Consider the following 21,398-nt stretch of genomic DNA (forward strand, 5'->3'; position numbering starts at 1 on the left):
GTATGTATATTGAGTTGCTTTTTCATTACCAGGGACACCTCTCTGAGTTGGAAGATCGTATAGTGGCCCTGGCAAATGAACTGGAAGAATATAAGATCATCCAATCGATTCCCGGTATCGGAGAAAAAACCGCAGCCACGATTATCTCTGAAATTGGTGAAATCGATCGGTTTAATCACCCGAAAAAACTAGTTGCCTTCGCTGGAGTAGATCCAAGTGTTCACTCATCGGGTAAGTTTACGGCAACCATTAATCGTATTACTAAAAGAGGTTCGAGCAGACTACGTCATTCTCTGTATCTTGCCGTACTATGTGGCATAAGAAGTTCAAGGAACAAAAAGCTTAAAGCCTTCTATGATAAGAAAAAATCAGAAGGAAAACCGGCCAAAGTGTCAATCGTTGCCTGTATGAATAAGTTGCTTCATTGGATTTACGCTTTATTAAAGAGAAAAGAAGCATTCCTAGATTTAGCCTGATTAACGATTTTGTGAAACAGAGAAAAATCCTTCCAAAAGGGTTTTGGAGGGTTATTTGTCATGAACAAAAATAGTATACCATAAGGGAATTGAAAATTTTAGAGAAAGATATTGACATCCTATTAGCTGGTTTAGATTAAGTAGGTATGGCTGCTTCGTCAGACTTTTGATAATTGCCTCCAGAAACAGCTGAAGGCATGGTGAATTCCAATCTATCTGCTCTCTTATGGTCAGCAAAGAAGGCGAGTGTGAGCTTGGTTTTACAGACATTTGGGTAGTTCCATAGAAGAAGGAAAAAGCTTATGTGAGTTTATCCATATACAAAAACGGGGATATGTTACTAAACGATAAAGAGGAGGAGACATTTTATGAAACTCGAAGTTTTGTGTAACGTAGAGAATTGTACGTACTGGGCCGAGGGGAATCAATGTGTTGCCGACTCCATTTATGTCGTGGGCCTTGATAACAATGACGCTGACAATGTTGAGGAAACGGCATGTAAAACCTTTGAACATCGCAAACAATAATGGAATACAGAATGGGCCGGACGGCTGATGCCGCCCGGTTTTTTATTTCGAGAAATAGGATCAGTCCCCTTTAATTAGCTCGACTATGAAAGAGGGATATACCTTGAAAATCAATTTAAAAACTTTATTAATTTAATGAACAAAATAATTTTATTAAAGCAAGTATCTATATATATTTGATGGATAAGTATTAGCGGGATATAATGTTGGACGTTTGGTCGTAATGATAATGTTTTAGTCTAGGCAATCAATAGTCATTCCAACTGTTAAAAAGGAAGGGCAGATACCTAAAAATTATCTGCTCTTTTTAAATTTTATCTTCTATTTGAACTAACATGTGAACAAATGTACTTACACTATAGGATGCGTTAGCGCCATAAGAGGGTTGCCAAATGGTGGCCATAGGATGAGAAAAGTGACAATAGCTGATTAAATCGGTCTTATAATAGGTGAATAAAGAATATAATTAGACTTCAGAAAGGGGTGAAAATAAAAATGAAACCAGATGAAACAGAAGAGTTTATTTTACTAAATCAGATTGTTGTAACGGAAGAGTTTTTAAATTCCAATCCGAGTGTTGAAAAAACACTACAAGTTTTAAATCATGCTAAACGGACAGGCTGCTTAGATGAACCCATTATGATAAATAGGGATACAAAGATCCTTAGGGACGGTTACAGACGCTATATTGCAGCCCAAAAGGTGGGGATGGAATTAGTCCCCATTATTTATGAAAAATAAGCTTTTACATAAACAAAAATAGAAAAATGGAAGAAAACAATCTGTCTAATAGATATATTATTGGAACTACTTTGATAAATACTTGAATATTCTGAAAACTGGTGGTATAATAGAAAAAAGGTCAAGGAGTTGGTTTCCTATGGAAAAGAATTTGGCTAATACACCACCACAACCTGAAATAAACGTTAAGGATTCTGAATTTGCTGAAATGGTGTTAAACAAAGCCCTTCTTAATTTCCGAAAAGAGCAAATCCGAAAAGAGATTGACCAGTCATTACAGGATCAAAACAAAGAAGAATTCCTACGATTAACAGAGGAATTGAAAAACATTTCTTAATATGTTGTTTATAAAATGAACTAATCATATTTGTAACTTTAAGAAGTACGCCAAAACGCCAACCCATATCTATGGATTGGCGTTTATGATTTTTATCGATTAAGCACGATATTATAAATAAGTTATTATTTGTTCCAAAACTCGTCCTTTTTTGAACACATCACTGTTCGATTTGAAAAGGACGGTTTTTATAGCCTTCTCCTTCAGCTTCCAATTCAATAGCAATATTATGAAGGTCCCTAACAGAACGGGCCAATTTTAGTAACGACTAATTTATCACCTTTTCTTAATGCTTTTCTTGCATTGTCTAATTCCTGGCGATCTGTTTTCTTTCCACTTTCTTTTTCCATATATATTATTTCGCAACCATATTCTATTAATTGTTCAATTTGGCTTTCAAGCGATGTCCAACTATCCCCTTGCATATCCAACTTTCATATGCTCATACCCCTTTTTTGTCTAAAAGTTATATCTTCTATTTTTCAATCCCTGGCATCCCGATGAATATCATAGCTAAGTCATGTTGATCATAGATGTCACGAAGTTGCTCTAAATGTTGCAGTATCAGTAGATCGATTTCATCCACTATAATTAAGTGAATCCCTTCAAAAGAAAAATGACCTATCGAAGGCTTATTTGGCAGATCTTTCTTTAGTGGTATGAACGATTGTTTTGTAAAAATGGATCTACTTTAAGTACTCATTGGTGTTAGCTTGATGGGTATGTGTCTGTACCCCTATAAGAGATACATCTTTTTTCGATAAATATTTGTTTTATAGTTTCAATAAAAAAGTGTTAACGCTTACATTTTTGCAAATTGAAGTTGCAATAAGATGTACTAAACTATTTGAATATTGCGAATTATAATGAAACTATGAAAGGAGTTACTATCATGAAGAACGGACTCAACGAGTACTTACCAGGTTTTTGACAGTAAATACCTTTTTGACTTGTGAGGATTTAAGTAAAGAGTTCAATATTAGCGAGCGTACTTTTCGAAACGAACTGGTCCTGATTAATAAATATCTGGCAGAAAATAATTATCCATCAATTACGACGACAAGAGGAAAAGGGTTGAAGTTAGACCTAACTGATGTGGATCGCGAAAAGCTCCTGTCCAAAATTGGTGATGACAGAAGAAATGACATTACAACTTTAATTGATGCGCTACGCTAGGTAGAAGTATCGTTTATACCTATGATTTAATAGGAAATGAAACGAAAGTCTCCTCCCCGAATGGAAGTGTAATTGACAATACGTATAATAACGTCGATCGTAAAACATCTACATCCTATAATGGGACAAAACATTATGAATTTACGTATGATGCCAATGGGAATAAGTTAAGTGAAAAGGATCTCTTAACAGGAGTAATTTCAAATTTTGTGTATGATGCGGATGACAAATTAAAAGAAAAGAACGACTCGACTGGTAAAAAGAACATGTACGCTTATGATAAAAATGGAAACCTTCTCACCAGTACATTTGCATCTGGTACATCAGTGATTGCCATCAATCAAAGTGTTGATAAGAATGATCAAGTTACAAGTATTTCAAGTGGAAGTACACTAGAATCCTTCACTTATACGGAAAATGATCAACTTGCTGGATTAAAGAATAAAAATGGAACCTTTAGCTTATACGATTATGACGGTGCGGGGCTGCTTACTCGTTTGTTAACTAACAATACTAGTGGTAGTTTGATTGAATCTTTTGATTATACGTATGATGCAGCGAATCAGCTTTCCTCTATTAACGGGACGACCATTACACATGATAAAAATGGGAATTTAACCAATGATGGAAAGCGGATATTAGTGTATGATGCGGAAGACCGGTTAGTAGAGGTCAAAGAAGGAACGACTTCGGTTGCCAAATATCAGTATAATTCAGAAGGACTAGGCATTAGCAAAACAACAGGATCTACAACTGTTAATTATACGTATGATGAGAATGCCAATGTTGTACTCGAAACAGATCAAAGTGGAGCAGTTCTTGCATCATATGTTTACGACAACGGGAACCGTCCACTAACGATGACGAAGTCCGGAAAAACCTATACATTCCATGCAAATGCACATGGAGATATTACTTCAGTAACAGATGCTGCAGGAACAGTAGTGGCATGTTTTGAATACGATGCATGGGGCAACCAGCTAAAGGAATCCGGTAATTTTACCTCACTGGTACCATTCCGTTATGCAGGATATCGATATGATTCTGAAACGAAGCTTTATTATTTACAACAGCGTTATTATAATTCTGAAATTGGAAGGTTTTTAACATTAGATCCCCAACTGGGAGAAAAAGAGAATCCAATTACTCAAAAAAGTTATTCTTACGCAGAATAATCCAGTTATGTTGGTTGATCCTGATGGGGAAAGGGCATATGGGATGACATTAGTTTTAACTGGAAATAAAAGACACATGTACGCCCATAAAAAAGGAATGAAAGCATTAAAAAATCATATACGAGTGATGGTTATAGTGGGTTTGTTGGAAGAGCTTCTGGTGGCGCATATGAGGCGACTAACGCTTACAGGAAGAATAAAAAGTCTGTAAAGAAAGCCAGAGGTAGGGTATTGAAGAAGAGTAAGCCAAGTAGATTAGCTTTCAAAGTAACAAGAAGAGATCCTAGGATCTGCCGCCTGGGGTGGCGATATTTATACTTATGGTCGTGCTTACTATAAAGGAGCTAAAAGTTATAAAAAAAGAAAGCGATAAGGTGGTTTAATTGTCTAATATAGTGATTGGTGCAGTATTTATAATAATAACTATGGTTAAAACAATTAGAAATAAAGAATATATATGGTTAATATGCTTATTACCAGTGGTGTGTTTAATAGTTTTTTCCCTTACAGATATTCTAGACTTCATACCAAAATTGTTAAAGATGATTTCTTCTTATATTCTTTTCATACTGACTATCATTTATTGTGTTTTTTATAGTATGAGAAATCAAGTTGATTGAACTTTAGTTATAATCAGTTGTTTTATATTTATTACTAAAAATTATAGATAAATGTTTAGGTCTAGGTCTTAACTAATAGAAAAAGTGAATTTGTTAAAGTTTATAATTGGAAAACGTATAATTCTTTTGTGAAAGCAATGGGGTTATACGTTTTTTTTATTATCAGTAGAGGGAAAGGGAAAGAACCTATTTCACGACTACGTTCCTGTAATCTATGTGACAATATATAATCTTTAGAACCTTGGAAACAATATTGTTCATAAGTTGCTAGCATAACTTTGTCTACAACGGTTGAGCGTGACTGCTCCGGAGTATCAGCGGATAACATAAGTATCATTTTGTAATTCATTTGGAAAACTCCTCTTCTATTTAAATGAGAACACAAAAATAGCCACCTCCGATTGTTACCGGAAGTGACTATTCTTCTTGTTTATGCATATGAGCTTCAACCTAATACACCGCTTCTTTAAATGGCGTCCTCGTTTTATCGTTTGCTATGAGCATGATAAAACTAAAGACTTCTTCATCCGGAACGATTAAATCTTAGCCGTTCAAATCTTAGAAGGTGAATAAAATAAGAAGTTCGTTTATTACCATCTTTAAAACAATGACCACGTTTTATCAATTTAGCGCATGGGAATTATTTGTAAATAATATTATGTTTCTGAAGTATTAAAAAAGGATAATAATTCAATTATTATTAACTGAAAATTCTTAATTCGCATAAAAATAAGTGTATAATATTAAAAACAGTTATCTAAGTTTGCGGGTTACTATTTCTTAATAAGGAGGCGATACTCTTAAACATTATGGAAATTTAAAATATTAGTAGGGTGCAGAAAAGGAGAACTTAATTAGTCTAGAAAGGAATTTAATCAGCTACAGTAGCCAATGCGGGTTTAGGTATTGTGTTAATTAATTAATTAACACAATACATATTTTAATTGAAATAAACATTGAACGACTTGGTGGGATATATACAAAAAAAATCACTATATACATACTGGAGGTTTTAGGATGAAAAAGAAAAAAGCATTATCCGGCCTGATGGCTGTGAGTTTACTAACAGTAATTCCGTGGAGTTCTGGACATGCTGAGAAACCTCAATGGACAAATGTGAATACATATGAGGAACAGGACGGAAGCAAGTTTAATAGCGAAAACTATGACTTTGTGAAATTTTCACAAATTGGTTCCAAATTAAAAGAGATTGAAAAACTTTCAAACCGTGTGAAAGTTGAAGTCCGTGGAACATCAGCTGATGGAAACCCACTCTATGTTGTCACGATTGCCGACCCAACAACACAAGGGAAGTTCGGAAAAGTGAAGGCACTTAGAAAGCAAATGTTTAAGAATCCAGGCAAAGCTCAAGAATGGGTTGCCAATAATCCTGACTTTAAAGTTCCAATCATGATTAATGGTTCTATTCATGGGACTGAATTTGTCGGAAGCGATGCAATCCTTCAATTAATTGAACGTTTTGCTACCCAAAATGATGAAACAACCAAAGACGTTTTAGAGAATAATATTCTTATTTTCAATGTCGTACAAAACCCTGATGGACGTATTGATGCCACCCGCTTTAATGGCGAAGGAATTGACATAAATCGTGACTTTATCACCCAATCGCAGCCAGAAACGAAAGAGATGGTTGAGCTCATTAAAGAATGGAACCCGATGGTGTTCCTTGATACTCATGGTTATGTGAAGAATTATCAGCCAAATCTGCAGGGGTTAATTGAGCCTTGTACGCCACCGCATAATCCTAATTACGAGTATGACTTATACGGAAAATGGGCCTATAAACAGGCAGAAGCGATGGAAGCGGAAATAATGAAGGATCATGAGAACTATTCAGGATCCTTGTATCAAGACATGAAAGGTACCTATATTCCGCTGCGCGATGACTCCGCTGGCTGGGATGATTACCCACCAATTTTCACACCAATGTATGCGATGTATCATGGTGCTTACGGTCATACATTAGAAGCTCCAACAAATGATTGGGACGGCGTACGATGGATGTATAATTCGATTATGGGAGCACTGAAATTTGCAACAGCCAACAAGCAATCCATGATTACTGATCAAATTGAAGTTTTTAAAAGAGGAATTAACTTTGACCATCCTTTTCATAAGGAAGGGTTATTTCCAAAAGCCTACATACTTCCACTAGACCCTAAGGATCCGACTGTTACGAATAAGGCTGTAAATCATTTGATCAATAATGATATTGAAGTTGTTCAAGCTGTGAATGCATTTGAAGCGGATGGAGTGTTATATCCAAAAGGAACTTATCTCGTTGAGATGGACCAGGCGAAAGCCGGATTAGCAAACACGATGCTCTGGGATGGGGAAGACATCACGAACGATACCCCAGCAATGTACGACATTTCCGCATGGAGCTTACCGGAGCTTTGGGGATTCGAGGCAGTAGCCACACAAAATCCTATTAAAGTCAATGCAACGAAAGTAAACCAGATTACAGGTCAAGGCAAGGTTTCAGGAAAAGGACCGTTTATGATTCCGAACAGCTCTGTCCAATCGGTGAATTTAGTAAATAGATTGCTTAAGCAAGGAATACCTATTGTACGTGATGCACAAGGTAACTTCTTTGCAAAAACAGTAGCTAATCAGGTATCAGCAGCGGTGAAAGAATCTGGGTTACAGGTTGGAACTGCCGATGTACCAGCAGATGCAGTGGCTATTACGTCTTTAAAAGTGGCTATATTAAAGGATGGAGGTATGGGTAAACAGAAATCACACGCAGGAACAAAGCTTGCTTTGAAAAGACTAGGTTTTGATGTGACAGAAGTTACGCCAGTCGAAGTGGCTAAAAATCCCCTTAACGGTTTTGATATTTTTGTCTATAGTGGAACGGAAAGTCTCATTTCTACTAACCTTTCCGAAGCTAATAAAGAATTTGGATTACAGAACGCCGGGCAACTTAATGCATTTAAAGACAATATGACAAGCTTCTTAAATGAAGGAGGCAAATATATAGCTGTAGGTGCTGGTGCATCTAGAGCAACTAAGACACTCGGTCTTACAGACGACATCATTAATGTAGGAGGTTCCAACAGTAATGGTATCGTAAAAGTCGATTATGAGGGAACTGGTTTAACAGCAGGTTATGGAGAAAATGATATCGGATTTGTCTATCGTCCAACATGGTTCACGGATACTGATAATGATGAAATTGTCGCGACCCTTGCAGATTCAGATAATTTCTTCGTAGCTGGTCACTGGAAAAATAACATAACCGCCAAGGGCCAAGCCGTAATCGTAAAAGAACAGAATAAAGATGTAACTCTTATTGGGTTAGAAGCAGGTTTCCGCGACCACCCGGATTACTTGTTCCGTCTTCTATCTAATGCAATTTTCGAAAAATAGTAGAATTAGCCAAAGACGGGTTCAGCAATGAATTCGGCTTTGGTAATTTAAAAAATGCTGAGGCTTGCTCTGAACTCATTACTTTTAAATCATCTGTTGCAAAAACCCTGAAGGACAATAAGTAGTTTTTTAGCCGATTAAAAATGGTGACTACTCTTATAATTCACAAGCTGGATATGGATTAACTAATCAGGAATCATTATAGATGAAGTTAAATGATTGGATTTTCGAACAAAATAATTAATTTGAAAAGGGGGCTGTCGTTCTCCTTTTATGTTTTAAACGACGTATCGGCCCTAGGAGGTTTGTACGGGTGAGTACACCTAGATAATTTCAAAGGAGTGGGAGATGGTAAACAATTTATCTTTGCGTAAAATATCTATATTCTTTATTTAACAAGGTAAAAGGAATTCAATAAAGGAAATAAAATAATAATAATGGATCAGGTAATACTGCTTAACTTCCTGATTCATTTTTTTATTTAAGTAGTCTTAGATATGATACGGGGACCTCATTAAATAAACACTCATTTTAAATCTCTCAAGCGGTTTAGTATCAGTAGTTAATACCGGTGATTAATAATGATAAAAAACCTGTAGTTTTTTGTCTAGTTGTAGAAGAAGGAGCATTAAGCTGGATAGCTGTTTCCGACATACTCGACCCATTCCAGGGTCGAGTATGTCTTTTTTGTCTAAGCGTAAAATTTATAGGATATGAGGTCTGATACTTATAGACTGACTACTTTACTTGAAATTGATGTAGCCCGGTGGTGAATTTATATTCATTTTGCTTGAGCTAAGTTATGTTTCCCCTAAAATATTAATAATTCTTTTATCTGGAGTCACAGTAGCGGGAGTGCTTTAATCCCTCTTTTTGTATTCATTATATTAAATAGGAAGAAATACGGATAGATTTACGTAAACAAATGTAAATACTGTAAAAAAAGTTTGTTTGCAAAGTAAGTAATATAGCAATTTTTCCTTATTGGAAAAAATAACTTCATTGTTAAATTATTGTTATTACCTTATAATTTTCTAGAAACATATGAAAAGTTATGAATAGGAGAAAAGTATGAAAAAACTGTGGACCATTTTAGTTTCATTTACGTTGTTAATTAGCTTATTCCCGCAATTAGCATCGGCGGCACCAAGCAAGAATTTTGAGAAAGAACTTACAAAGTATTTAAAAGAGGTAAGCCTTGTCAGGGGTTTTGAAGTGACGAAGGATGATATTGAAACATCACTTTCTTTTTACGATGAAAGTATTGAGAACTTTGAATCTATTGGTGATCTAAAAGAAGCCTTGGGCGAAGTTATTAAGGCTGATTTGAGTAATTTAGATGCCATTTATGAAGATTATAATCTAACTAAAGAGAGCCTAATTAATCTATTACACGAAAATGGCGAAGAACTAGACGATTATATCTTTATCTGGGACCTCGATGAAACTGTTTATTTCTATACAGAAGAGACAGAAGAGGGCGATTTTGAACGCGATCCGAACTTTGACAAAGAATTAGTCAATTATTTAGCCAAGGTTAGCAAGGAAAGAGGCTTCCAAGTAACACAAGAAGATATCGAAGCGTCATTGAAACCCTATGATTTTAGTACGGAAGAATTTGAATCTGTCGAAGAGCTTAGCGAATTCCTAGGTGACGTCATAAAGGCAGATCTAAGCAACTTAGATTATTTTAATGAGAATTATGGATTGGATAAACAAGCCTTGATTCAAATGTTAAAAGAAAATGGTGAAAATATTAACGATTATATATACATAGATAATCTTGAAGAAACTGTTTGGAACCTTACTGGCGGAGGGATTGATGGCGAAGTTGCCGAAGATCTTCTACCTATTTTCGAGCAGGAACTCGGTCTAACGGAAGAGGAACTACAGCGGCTTGAAGACCACTTGATGTCTTTGGAAGACCATCTTTCCAACCCGGAAACAGTCAAGCAACTTGAAGAATTGGGCAACCGCATGATGGCTTTCGAGGAATTTGATGTAGCAACAGAGCTTACAGCCGAACAGATTGCTGAAATGGCCTCAATCTATGAAGAATTACTTTCCATCTTTAAGCTTAATGTCTCATATTCCCTTGTGAAAAGTGGCTCGGAATCACCAGTATCCCTTTTGGATTTAATGAAATTGGAAGAATTGAAGGGTGCTAACCTGAAAATATCGATATATAATACTGACGGGAAGTTCTTGGCTGATCTGTTAATAACAGGTGATATGGTCGATTCTGATAATCTTACTAATGCAGGCGGACAAATAAAGGAATCTGCGAAAGATGTACAAAAGACCATTGAAAAGGCACCAGTTGCTAAACCAGTAAAACAAAAAATCAGTGGCCATACTAATTCAGAACATCAAACCGTAAAAGGGGCTAAACTGCCAAATACCGCTTCCAATTATTTGCCTAGTGCCCTTTTCGGACTAATTCTAGTCTTGTTCGGAAGCTTGATGTATCGAAAATTCAGGAAAGCTTAATATGAAACAATTAAAGAAAAAGCGGTTACTGCTGCTTTCTTGTACAATTGCCATCATTCTATTTGGGGTTTGGTTTTCAACATCCAATATGTATAAGTTTGCAAAAGGCTACTTTCTTTACAAGACTCATGCTCCAAGTAGCCAAGTAAATGAAACTGTACAGAAACCACCAAGTGATAAACCAACAATTGATAAAACACCAAGTAATAACACAACAAAGAAAGAGCTATATCCTGTCCTCCCTAAAACGGGTGAAGAAATCGGGGAGCTGTATATACCCAAACTAAAAACAAAACTCCCTATTTTCCATGGCACAAATGAGGATGAATTGGAAAAAGGCGTTGGTCACTTTGCAGGAAGTGTGTTACCTGGCGAAAATGACAATTCCGTACTTTCCGGTCATAGAGATACGGTATTCCGTAAACTCGGGCAAGTGGGCGAAGGAGATTTGTTGATAGTAAGAACATCAGCAGGAGAGTTCACATACAAAGTCAACAAAGTTCGAATTGTGGATGAGGATGATCGAACCGTAATCGTACCAAAGCCACGGGCAACGCTAACCGTCAGTACCTGTTACCCTTTTGATTATATTGGGTCAGCACCTGAACGCTATATCCTTGTCGCGTATTTAACTTCAAAAACAGTAAGTTAATCAAATGTACTAAAAAAAGCGTCCCAATAAGGAAACCTATTGGGACGCTTTTGATTTTATTTCTTATTAGAAAGAAAAGCGAAGATGATGTCACTTCCTCTACTTTTAAACCAATTAGAAAAAACACCTTTCACGGTGTTTTTTCATGGCCAATTTATTTATATTGTTAAACTATTCTTATTGCTCGATGTGCCAGATGAAGCGGATTTTAATATTTTATGATGGTAAATATAAGAGCCGGCTATCAATATATACCCGATAATGAAAATCAGCCATCCACTGGCAGGGTCGCCCACTGAAATGCTTGAATACATAGCCCCCGTCAAATCAAATACAAAACCGGCATAAGCCCATTCCTTGATTCTCGGAAAGCCAGGAATAAGTATTGCCACGACACCTAATAATTTGGCAATCCCAATAAAGGGCAGGAGGTAGGTAGGATAACCTAAATGATTGAATAAAGCGACTGCATCGGGAACAGACATTATATCCGGAATAGAACCCAAAACCATTAGTGCCACCAAAAGTCCTGTGAAAATCCAATATATAATTTTTGTTTTTTTCATTTATTCTGATTCCCTCCCTTAGATTGACATTTAAATCATATTCCACTTTTCTTTTTTTAATGCATTCTAAAAATCTTAATCTTAAACAGTTGTGTCGCAATCCTTTAGGAATCGCGCTTGGCTGTAGGATAACTTGAGGAAAAGCGAGTTCGCCTTCAGGTATTTAGGGAAATATTCAGTTGATTTCAGAAATCCACTCCTTTTCCAATGCCAATAGGAGTGGTGCCACTTCTTATTCTCCGTTGAAGAATGAAAGAAATTATATTCCTCCTTAGGATATAGATGAGGAACTGTGTCTGGAGCCAAACCAAAAGAATCATTATTAATGATGAAAGAGAGTGGTATCCAAATGTTGGATGTACAACAAATTGTTTTATCTAGAACCTAACTCATTTAATACGATTATCATTTCTGGATGTAGGGGCGAAAATAAACAAGAGAGGTCTTTCCCTAGGTAGAGAAAGACCTCTCTTGTTATGTTAGGAAAGATATTCAGACATCTATCATCTATACTCTGAAATAGATTAGCTTGTAGTAACATTTAAAAAATGTTCCATTACAATTGAAACTGCCCCTAATGCAGGTGCATTTCTTCCTAATGAAGAGGGCAATAGTTCACACATACTTTCCAAATGAGAATTTACCCTAGAAGAAACCTCATTCTTAATGGTATTTAACACTATCGGGTGAGATTCGATAATGTTATTTCTTAATATAATAGCTTGTGCATCAAATGTATTGAGAATATTTGTTAAGCCAATACTGACGTAGAAGCCAAAGTTCTGGAGTGCATTTAAGACGGCTACATCATTTTTATTTGCACGTTCAACAATTTCTTTTCGTGACATATTCTTTTCGTCATTAGAAAAAGAATCCAGTAATGCTTTTTCTGATGCATATAATTCCCAGCATCCTCGGTTCCCGCAGCTGCATTTGGGACCATTAAAATCTATCGTCATATGGCCCATTTCTCCAGAAAAGCCATTTACTCCTTTATATAATTCATTATTAATAATAATTCCGACTCCAATTCCAACGTTAATACTGATGTAAATGATGTTTTCATAGTTTTTAGTAACTCCAAACACTTTCTCACCGCATGCGCCTGCATTAGCCTCATTTTCAACAAAAACAGGTACATTGAACTCGCTTTCAATTAAGAGTTGCAAATCTTCAATATACCATTCCAAGTTGGGCATGAAAATAATTTTTTGATTGCTATCCACAAGACCTGGTACACAAATACCTATTCCCACCAAACCGTAAGGAGAGTCGGGCAAATGAATGATAAAGTCATGTATAAGTGCAAACAGAATTTCTTTCACTTCACCAGCTGAAGGGCTAGACAAGTCAGAAGCCTTCTCAAGGATGATGTTGCCTTCTAAATCGGTTAGAATTCCATTAAGGTAATCAACACCTATATCGATACCTATTGAATAGCCTGCATTTTTATTAAAAACAAGCATCACAGGTCTTCTGCCACCACTAGATTGTCCTGCTCCAATTTCAAAAATAAGATTTTTTTCAATTAATTCATTTACTTGGGAAGAAACAGTGGATTTATTTAACCCTGTAATCTCAGAAAGGGCTGCCCTTGAGATTGGTGAGTTTTTTAAAATTTCATTTAAAATCAACTTTTGATTCATTTTCTTTACTAATGCTTGATCTGCTATCGGAATGATAATCGCTCCTTTGTTTTACCATTGGACTAAGTGTTTTTTTGTTTAACAAAAATATAGTATGGAAATAGTATATTTCATATTATAACGTTAATTTTCTTAAAAAAACATTGAAATAACTAATTATTTTGTATATCATGAAATAAAGTTAGTTTATTGACACAACAAACTTTCTCGTTTCATATTTCTGAAGAAAGTTTTTCACTTTAATTAAAGGGGGAAGTAACACATGATTCAAACTGATACTAATAAAATTAATTATTTTGAAAGCGTAAACAAAGTCTCATATGAGGGAAAAGATTCTAAAAATCCTTTAGCTTTTAAATACTATAACCCAGAAGAAGTAGTAGGCGGTAAAACAATGAAGGAACAACTACGATTCTCAGTTGCTTACTGGCATACATTTACAGCTGATGGGACAGATCCTTTTGGTGCAGCTACGATGCAAAGATCATGGAATAAATATGATGGAATGGACTTAGCAAAAGCTAGAGTAGAGGCAGCTTTTCAACTTTTCGAAAAATTAGGGGTTCCTTTCTTTGCGTTTCATGACCGAGACATCGCACCTGAAGGAAACACATTGAAAGAAACGAATGAAAATCTTGATGTAATCGTTAGCATGATTAAAGAATATATGAAAACAAGTAACGTAAAGTTATTGTGGAACACAGCTAATATGTTTACAAATCCTCGCTTCGTTCATGGTGCAGCAACTTCTTGTAATGCAGATGTATTTGCTTATGCAGCAGCCCAAGTAAAGAAAGGACTCGAAACGGCAAAAGAATTAGGAGCAGAAAACTATGTGTTCTGGGGCGGCCGTGAAGGCTATGAAACACTGCTCAATACAAATTTAAAGTTAGAGTTAGATAACTTGGCTAGATTTATGCATATGGCTGTAGATTATGCTAAGGAAATTGGATTTAAAGGTCAATTCTTAATTGAGCCAAAACCAAAGGAACCAACAACGCATCAGTATGACACCGATGCAGCTACGACCATTTCGTTCCTAAGACAATACGGATTAGATAACCATTTTAAATTAAACCTTGAAGCTAACCATGCTACTTTAGCTGGGCATACGTTTGAACATGAATTACGCGTAGCCAGAGTTCAAGGCTTCTTGGGATCAGTGGATGCAAACCAAGGTGATCCTCTTTTAGGATGGGATACCGATGAGTTCCCAACAGATCTATATTCTACAACTTTAGCAATGTATGAGATCCTACAAAATGGAGGATTAGGTAGTGGAGGGTTAAATTTTGATGCAAAAGTGCGCAGAGGTTCCTTTGAACAAGAAGATTTAGTATATGCTCATGTGGCAGGAATGGATGCGTTCGCTAGAGGTTTAAAAGTGGCTCATAAATTATTGGAAGATCGTGTTTTTGAAAACATCATTGATGAACGCTACAGCAGTTTCAAAAAAGGAATTGGTCTTGAGATTGTTGAAGGAAGAGCCAACTTCCAAACACTAGAGCAGTATGCATTGAATAATCCAAACATTACGAATAATTCAGGAAGACAGGAACGATTAAAAGCCACCTTAAATCAATATATTTTAGAAGTTTAACGGATAAAAGAGAGTAGAAATAAATTCTGCTCTCTTTTATAAAAGTGGAGGAATCAAGATGAAATATATTATAGGAATTGATCTAGGAACGAGCGCTGTCAAAACTGTTTTAGTTAATACAAAAGGTGAGATCTGTGCAGAAGCTTCTAAAAATTACCCTCTTCTGCATGAAAAAACAGGATATAGTGAACAAAATCCAGAGGAGTGGATTCAGCAGACTGCTAGTGCTTTAAATGAGCTAATCTCCAAATCCGGTGTAAGACCAGAAGATATAGAAGGAATAAGTTATTCTGGGCAAATGCACGGTCTCGTACTGTTGGATAAGAATCATAATCTCTTACGTCATGCTATTTTATGGAACGATACAAGGACGACAGCACAGTGTCATCAGCTATATGAAATGATTGGGGAGAAACGTCTTTTAGAAATAACAAAAAATCAAGCTTTGGAAGGATTTACACTACCTAAGCTGCTATGGGTTAAAGAGCATGAACCGGAGATATTTGATCAAGCAGCTGTATTTATGCTGCCTAAAGACTATTTACGCTTCAAAATGACAGGCTTAATTCATAGTGAATATTCAGATGCTGCCGGTACATTATTGTTGAACGTGGGTGAGAAAAAATGGAGCGAAGAGCTTTGTCAATTAGTGGGCATTGATATCAGCATTTGCCCATCGCTAGTGGAATCCAGTGAATGTGTCGGAACAATTAATGAAGAATTCTCTCAAAAAACAGGGCTAACATTATCGACTAAGGTATTTGCGGGTGGAGCTGATAATGCTTGTGGAGCAATTGGGGCTGGTATTCTATCATCAGGAGAAACGTTATGCAGCATCGGGACATCTGGTGTCGTACTTTCTTATGAGGAGCGAAATGATAGGGACTTTGCTGGGAAAGTGCATTATTTCAATCATGGAAAAGAAAATGCTTTTTATACGATGGGAGTTACATTATCTGCTGGCCATAGTTTAAGTTGGTTTAGAGATAATTTTGCTGAAAATGAGTCATTTGAAGAACTACTGGCTGATATAAACAATGTTCCAATTGGTTCAAATGGGCTTCTATTTACTCCATACTTAGTTGGGGAACGAACACCACATGCAGATGCTACTATACGTGGAAGCTTTATAGGAATGGATGCTTCTCATAAAAAGAGGGATTTTACAAGGGCAGTCATTGAAGGAATTACCTTCTCATTAAATGAATCAATAGAAATTATTCGAGAAAATGGAAAAGAAATTACGTCTATTGTATCAATTGGCGGGGGAGCAAAAAACGATAGTTGGCTTCAGATTCAAGCAGACGTTTTTAACACAAAAATTATAAAACTATCTACTGAGCAAGGACCGGCGCTTGGGGCAGCCATGTTAGCCGCTTATGGATGTGGGTGGTACAACTCATTAGAAGAATGCGCAGATTTATTCATATCTACTTCAAAAACATATCAACCTAAATTAGAAAATGTTCCAGTGTATAAACAACTTTATGCTTTATATAAAGAGGTATATTACCAAACAAAAGACTTAAGCAAAAGGCTGAATCAATTTAGCAGAAAGTAACTGGTTGCATTAGTATCATGCATCCCTTTCTTCGAAAAGGAGATTAATATGAAAATAGAAGAGGGAATTTTCGGTGAAATGAATAGAGAATTGGTAAAGTCTTATACAATCATGAACAATCAAAACATAAAGTAACCTGTATTGATTATGGATGTACGATTACTAGAATTGATGTACCAGACAAAGAAGGGAATATAGAAAATATCGTGTTAGGATTTGATTCAGCAGAAGATTATTTGCATCATTCCCCTTATTTTGGTGCAGTAATCGGTCGAGTTGCAGGCAGAGTTAACCCACCAAGCGTTGATATGGAAGGGTTTACATACCTCCTCGCTGAAAATGAAGGGAGAACTCATTTACACGGTGGACCTGAGGGATTCCATAACGTAATCTGGAAATCCTCTACTAGTGAGAGTGTAGATGAGGCTAGTGTGACATTTACTTATATGAGTGCAGACGGAGAAGCTGGTTATCCTGGAAATCTTGAGGTAAGCGTCGTTTACACGCTCACTGAAAATAATGATCTTATAATAACCTATCATGGTATTTCAGATAAAAATACGTTATTAAATTTAACCAATCATACTTACTTTAATCTGAGTGGCAATTTAAAAGAAGATATCTTACAGCATGAATTAACTATGAAAAGTGATAAGTTTTTAGAGCTTGATCGGTCCTTACTGCCAACAGGCAATTTAATAGACGTTGAACATACACCTTTTGATTTTAGAGCAGGAAAGCGAATTATTGAAGGAGTAAAATCCGAATATCAACAAAATGAAATAGTTGGAAATGGGTATGACCATCCATTCTTATTAAGTGAAAATCATCAAAAAGAAATTTGTTTGGTTAATCCTTCTAACGGACGGAAAATGATAGTGGAAACAGATGAGCCATATGTTGTTTTATATACGGGAAATATGTTAGAAGATACTTTTCTAATTAGAGGGATTCCTTGTCAAAAACACCTTGGCTTATGTCTCGAAACTCAACATCCGCCAAATGCCATTCATAATCAGCAATTACCTTCTATTTTATTAGAAAAAAATCAAGAGTATCATTCCAAAACTCGTTTTACGTTTACCGTCGAGTAAAAACCTTTGGTATTCAATGGTCTAATTTTGTTTTAGTGAAATGAAAATCTACAATGGAAGGGAGGATAAAAGCAGTTAGTAGAATGGGTGAAGGAAGAGAGGTCCTTCTTGTTCATTAATTTTGAAAGCGCAACCAAAAGTATGCGCTTTAATATTAAATAGACTTCATTCATAACTGTTTTTAGTAAAACATGAAGCAAAAACGAAACTCATTATATATCTTTTCGATTACATTAGTCGCCGCAATTGGAGGATTACTGTTTGGATATGATACAGCTGTAATTTCTGGAGCTGAAGAATCTTTAAAGGTATATTTAATCGATAGCTTAGGGTTAGGACCTTTGGCACATGGCGTCACCGTATCAAGTGCTTTAATAGGATGTATTTTCGGAGGATTAATTTCCGGCTATTTTGGATCAAGACTAGGACGTAAAAAATCACTTATACTTGCAGCGATTCTTTTTATAGTATCAGCATTAGGTGCTTCTTATCCTGAATTTTTATTTTTTACAAAAGGTGAACCAACACTTTCTTTATTACTAGCTTTTAACTTTTATCGAATTATAGGGGGGATTGGTGTTGGATTAGCGTCTGCCATTTGTCCAATCTATATAGGAGAAATTGCTCCGGCTGATATTCGCGGCAGATTGGTATCATTTAATCAGTTTATGATTATTTTTGGTATGTTAGTCGTTTACTTTGTAAACTGGGGTATTGCAAATGGTGAAACGTTAGAATGGATAAATGATGTAGGATGGAGATACATGTTTGCTTCAGGAGCGATACCAGCTTTAATCTTTGCTGTACTTTTGTTATTAGTTCCAGAAACACCTCGCTATTTGGCAATACAGAATCAAGATCAAAAAGCTTTAGCTATACTTACAAGAATCAATGGATCTTCAGAAGCGAAAGCGATTTTGAGTGATATTAAAAAAACGACCACTATCAATATTTCTTCCGAAAAATTATTCGCTTATGGAAAATTAGTTATTATTGTAGGTGTACTGCTTTCAGTATTTCAACAATTTGTAGGTATAAATGTAGCCTTATACTACGCACCGCGTATCTTTGAAAGCATGGGAGCAGCTAAAGATTCTTCTATGCTGCAAACCATTATTATGGGATTAGTAAATGTTATCTTTACAGTTATCGCGATTTTAACAGTCGATCGATGGGGAAGAAAACCATTATTAATAGTAGGTTCTATCGGTATGGCAATTGGTATGTTTGGTGTAGCAAGCATGGCCTTTTCTAATATAATTGGAATAGGGACGCTTATATTTATCATTATTTATACAGCTTCATTTATGATGTCGTGGGGTCCAATCTGCTGGGTGCTAATTTCAGAGATTTTCCCTAATAAAATTCGAGGTCGGGCTGTAGCTATTGCTGTAGCTGCCCAATGGGCGGCTAACTATTTTATTTCTTCTACATACCCTATGATGATGGAATATAGCGGGGGACTAACATACGGTTTCTATGGTTCAATGAGCGTGCTGTCTGCCCTATTTGTTTGGAAAATGGTTCCTGAAACCAAAGGCAAGACTCTTGAACAGTTGGAGAATATATGGAGAAGAAATGTTAAAAGTTCAGAAGAAAGTCAAATTATTTAAATAGTAAAATTCACATAAACTGGACACAAAATATAATATAAAAGGATTCTTATTGTTGGAATATTAAGTATTGTTATTTCAGGGGTTTTATCGGAGCATGGGCAGGTGAACAACAACAAAGAGCAAATTTTCATTCAGAAAAAACAAAGAGTCGAATCTTTAGGACAAAAATAGTATTAATCTCAGGTCTCATAGCTGTAATTCCGTTTGGGTATTTCTGGATTAAAGTGTCTTGTATAATAATACTTTGATCTTCACCTAATGGGTTTCTTACTCTAAAAAGGAAGGTTGCTGAGGCAGCCTTTTTCTTATGGTACTAACGGGGCAGGTTTGGGAGAAGGAAATTTCGGTAAGATAGCGAATAAAATGAAATTAAAGGTGATTATATGACCACAAGGAATGTGCAATATCTACCTCCAGGTTTAAGAGTCAGGTGTGAAAAGGATATAAATCCATCAATAAGACGAACTTGTTTAAGCTTTGCGGTTTGGTTACGGACATATATGGAATTTCCTATAAAGGTTATTGTATATCTAAAAAAGGTTATCAACTTAAAACCAGAGATGCAAGAGAACTGGCAAGTGCTATAGTAAACGGTGCAAAATCATGGGTACAGCAGGAATTCACGAGTAAACGAAGAGAAATCACCAGTGCAGCACGAACTCACGAGTAAATAGGTCGAATTCACGAGTAAAACAGCAAAACTCACGAGTAAACAGCCAAAACTCACGAGTAAACGGCACAAAATCGTGCGAAATCGTGCGAAATCAAAAGTGCAGCACGAATTACGAGTAAATGGCGCGAAACCCCGTGTAAATGTGCGAAATCATTGGTACAGTACGAGTAAAATGTATATCGTAAGGGAGAGCCTTACTTGTTCAGCACTTGTAGGAACAACTTTATCTTAAAAAGTTTATTGTCTTAAAAGAATTGATTATAATGACGCAGAACCCGACACAGGATATCGTGATGAGGGAATACATTAACTTTAAGTCTTTCAATATAATGATTCCCGCAATTACTATGAGAGAATCAATGATAAAAATAATAATTCCAGGATTGGTTGCTGTGGTTTTAGATATTAATAGTGCTAGTAAATCCACTCCACCTGGGCTAATATGTTGTCTCAGCATAAAACCGACACCAATCCCAATCGTCATTCCACCGATAATGGCACTTGTTATGATCGGCAGATGAACCAAACCGTTTAGTGGTGTTAGCCAATCAATAATGGTTGAAGTGAAAGCTAACCCAAGGATGGCATTAAAGAAATAAGACTTATCGTATAGAAGAGATAGAAGGTATATGGGAATATTGATCATGATCATGGTATGTCCAACCTGGATTCCCCAAACATATTTAATTAATAAACTTATGCCAAATATCCCGCCATTTATTAGATGAATGGGGATTATAAATAAGTTAAGACCTACTCCAATGCAAAAACTTGAAAAAAGCAGCGTAACAAACTTTTTCATAAAAACATTCCCCTTGTCCAAATCATTATCTTAAAATATATGAGAGGAATCTAAATATATACTTAGCTGATTGGAAATTACGATTGCTATTTGTTCTTCATAAGATATTTTTAATCCACATGGGAGTACGCTAATCAAAATAAAGGCGTTCTCGTTGAGGCCATGATGTAATTAGGGCAAAAAAAAAGAGACACTAAAAGAGTCTCTCAGACTGTAGACAAACTCGATGAAAATCGAGTTTGTCTATTTTTAT

General features: G+C 35.9%; 16 protein-coding genes and 3 pseudogenes. 13 read left to right on the forward strand and 6 right to left on the reverse strand.

The window, feature by feature from the left end:
- From ADA55_RS19815 to ADA55_RS19825, 4 genes are all read left to right on the forward strand, one after another.
- The coding region (locus ADA55_RS19815; protein ID WP_048686973.1) for an IS110 family transposase at nucleotides 1-476 on the forward strand (476 nt) is incomplete at its 5' end.
- Nucleotides 477-844: 368 nt separating this feature from the next.
- Complete coding sequence (locus ADA55_RS28015) at nucleotides 845-1,003, forward strand: DUF1540 domain-containing protein (protein WP_065421195.1); 159 nt, start codon at nucleotides 845-847, stop codon at nucleotides 1,001-1,003.
- Between the two features lie 495 nt (nucleotides 1,004-1,498).
- Nucleotides 1,499-1,744, forward strand: a complete 246-nt coding sequence (locus tag ADA55_RS19820) for a hypothetical protein (protein ID WP_053087437.1) — start codon at nucleotides 1,499-1,501, stop codon at nucleotides 1,742-1,744.
- Nucleotides 1,745-1,883: 139 nt separating this feature from the next.
- Nucleotides 1,884-2,081 carry an IDEAL domain-containing protein gene (locus ADA55_RS19825; RefSeq protein ID WP_048687036.1) on the forward strand — a complete coding sequence of 66 codons (198 nt, stop codon included), beginning with the start codon at nucleotides 1,884-1,886 and terminating at the stop codon, nucleotides 2,079-2,081.
- A 239-nt stretch (nucleotides 2,082-2,320) separates the two neighbouring features.
- Here the strand turns inward: ADA55_RS19825 and ADA55_RS19830 are convergent, their stop codons facing one another.
- Together ADA55_RS19830 and ADA55_RS28765 are read right to left on the reverse strand one after the other, a co-directional pair.
- Nucleotides 2,321-2,506: a recombinase family protein gene (locus ADA55_RS19830; RefSeq protein WP_053087438.1), complete on the reverse strand. Its 186-nt coding sequence runs from the start codon at nucleotides 2,504-2,506 to the stop codon at nucleotides 2,321-2,323.
- Between the two features lie 53 nt (nucleotides 2,507-2,559).
- Nucleotides 2,560-2,685, reverse strand: a pseudogene (locus ADA55_RS28765) (AAA family ATPase); the annotation flags it as partial.
- Nucleotides 2,686-2,975: 290 nt separating this feature from the next.
- On the opposite strand from ADA55_RS28765, the pseudogene ADA55_RS28770 reads away from it, so the two are divergent.
- Both ADA55_RS28770 and ADA55_RS19835 read left to right on the forward strand, forming a co-directional pair.
- Nucleotides 2,976-3,257, forward strand: a pseudogene (locus ADA55_RS28770) (transcription antiterminator BglG); the annotation flags it as partial.
- Between the two features lie 209 nt (nucleotides 3,258-3,466).
- Nucleotides 3,467-4,432, forward strand: a complete 966-nt coding sequence (locus tag ADA55_RS19835; protein WP_048687038.1) for an RHS repeat domain-containing protein — start codon at nucleotides 3,467-3,469, stop codon at nucleotides 4,430-4,432.
- A gap of 720 nt (nucleotides 4,433-5,152) precedes the next feature.
- Here ADA55_RS19835 and ADA55_RS19845 read toward each other — a convergent pair.
- Nucleotides 5,153-5,401, reverse strand: a complete 249-nt coding sequence (locus tag ADA55_RS19845; RefSeq protein WP_048687042.1) for a hypothetical protein — start codon at nucleotides 5,399-5,401, stop codon at nucleotides 5,153-5,155.
- A gap of 668 nt (nucleotides 5,402-6,069) precedes the next feature.
- Here ADA55_RS19845 and ADA55_RS19850 point away from each other — a divergent pair.
- The 3 genes from ADA55_RS19850 (at nucleotide 6,070) to ADA55_RS19860 (ending at nucleotide 11,587) form a co-directional block, all read left to right on the forward strand.
- The gene (locus tag ADA55_RS19850; protein ID WP_048687043.1) at nucleotides 6,070-8,445 is read left to right on the forward strand and encodes a M14 family zinc carboxypeptidase; all 2,376 of its coding nucleotides are present in this window, start codon (nucleotides 6,070-6,072) and stop codon (nucleotides 8,443-8,445) included.
- 1,071 nt (nucleotides 8,446-9,516) lie between these two features.
- Complete coding sequence (locus ADA55_RS19855; RefSeq protein ID WP_048687046.1) at nucleotides 9,517-10,935, forward strand: processed acidic surface protein; 1,419 nt, start codon at nucleotides 9,517-9,519, stop codon at nucleotides 10,933-10,935.
- A gap of 1 nt (nucleotide 10,936) precedes the next feature.
- The gene (locus ADA55_RS19860; RefSeq protein ID WP_048687047.1) at nucleotides 10,937-11,587 is read left to right on the forward strand and encodes a class D sortase; all 651 of its coding nucleotides are present in this window, start codon (nucleotides 10,937-10,939) and stop codon (nucleotides 11,585-11,587) included.
- A 158-nt stretch (nucleotides 11,588-11,745) separates the two neighbouring features.
- Here ADA55_RS19860 and ADA55_RS19865 read toward each other — a convergent pair whose 3' ends face one another.
- Together ADA55_RS19865 and ADA55_RS19870 are read right to left on the reverse strand one after the other, a co-directional pair.
- Nucleotides 11,746-12,153, reverse strand: a complete 408-nt coding sequence (locus tag ADA55_RS19865) for a DoxX family protein (RefSeq protein ID WP_048687048.1) — start codon at nucleotides 12,151-12,153, stop codon at nucleotides 11,746-11,748.
- Between the two features lie 524 nt (nucleotides 12,154-12,677).
- The gene (locus ADA55_RS19870; protein ID WP_048687051.1) at nucleotides 12,678-13,832 is read right to left on the reverse strand and encodes a xylose repressor; all 1,155 of its coding nucleotides are present in this window, start codon (nucleotides 13,830-13,832) and stop codon (nucleotides 12,678-12,680) included.
- Nucleotides 13,833-14,061: 229 nt separating this feature from the next.
- On the opposite strand from ADA55_RS19870, the gene xylA reads away from it, so the two are divergent.
- From xylA to xylE, 4 genes and pseudogenes are all read left to right on the forward strand, one after another.
- A complete protein-coding gene (gene xylA / locus ADA55_RS19875) occupies nucleotides 14,062-15,399 on the forward strand; it encodes a xylose isomerase (protein WP_048687052.1) in 1,338 nt (445 codons plus the stop codon).
- Nucleotides 15,400-15,457: 58 nt separating this feature from the next.
- Entirely contained in the window at nucleotides 15,458-16,960 is a 1,503-nt protein-coding gene (gene xylB / locus ADA55_RS19880; RefSeq protein ID WP_048687054.1) for a xylulokinase, read from the forward strand.
- Nucleotides 16,961-17,008: 48 nt separating this feature from the next.
- A pseudogene (locus ADA55_RS19885) lies at nucleotides 17,009-18,054 on the forward strand (aldose epimerase family protein).
- A gap of 191 nt (nucleotides 18,055-18,245) precedes the next feature.
- Nucleotides 18,246-19,667, forward strand: coding sequence for a D-xylose transporter XylE (xylE, locus tag ADA55_RS19890; RefSeq protein WP_048687057.1), 1,422 nt, complete (start codon nucleotides 18,246-18,248; stop codon nucleotides 19,665-19,667).
- A gap of 899 nt (nucleotides 19,668-20,566) precedes the next feature.
- Here the strand turns inward: xylE and ADA55_RS19895 are convergent.
- Complete coding sequence (locus ADA55_RS19895; protein ID WP_048687058.1) at nucleotides 20,567-21,145, reverse strand: YitT family protein; 579 nt, start codon at nucleotides 21,143-21,145, stop codon at nucleotides 20,567-20,569.
- Nucleotides 21,146-21,398: the final 253 nt, after the last annotated feature.

This window comes from Bacillus sp. 220_BSPC (genome assembly GCF_001054655.1).
In the GTDB taxonomy this organism is placed as follows: domain Bacteria; phylum Bacillota; class Bacilli; order Bacillales; family DSM-1321; genus Peribacillus; species Peribacillus frigoritolerans.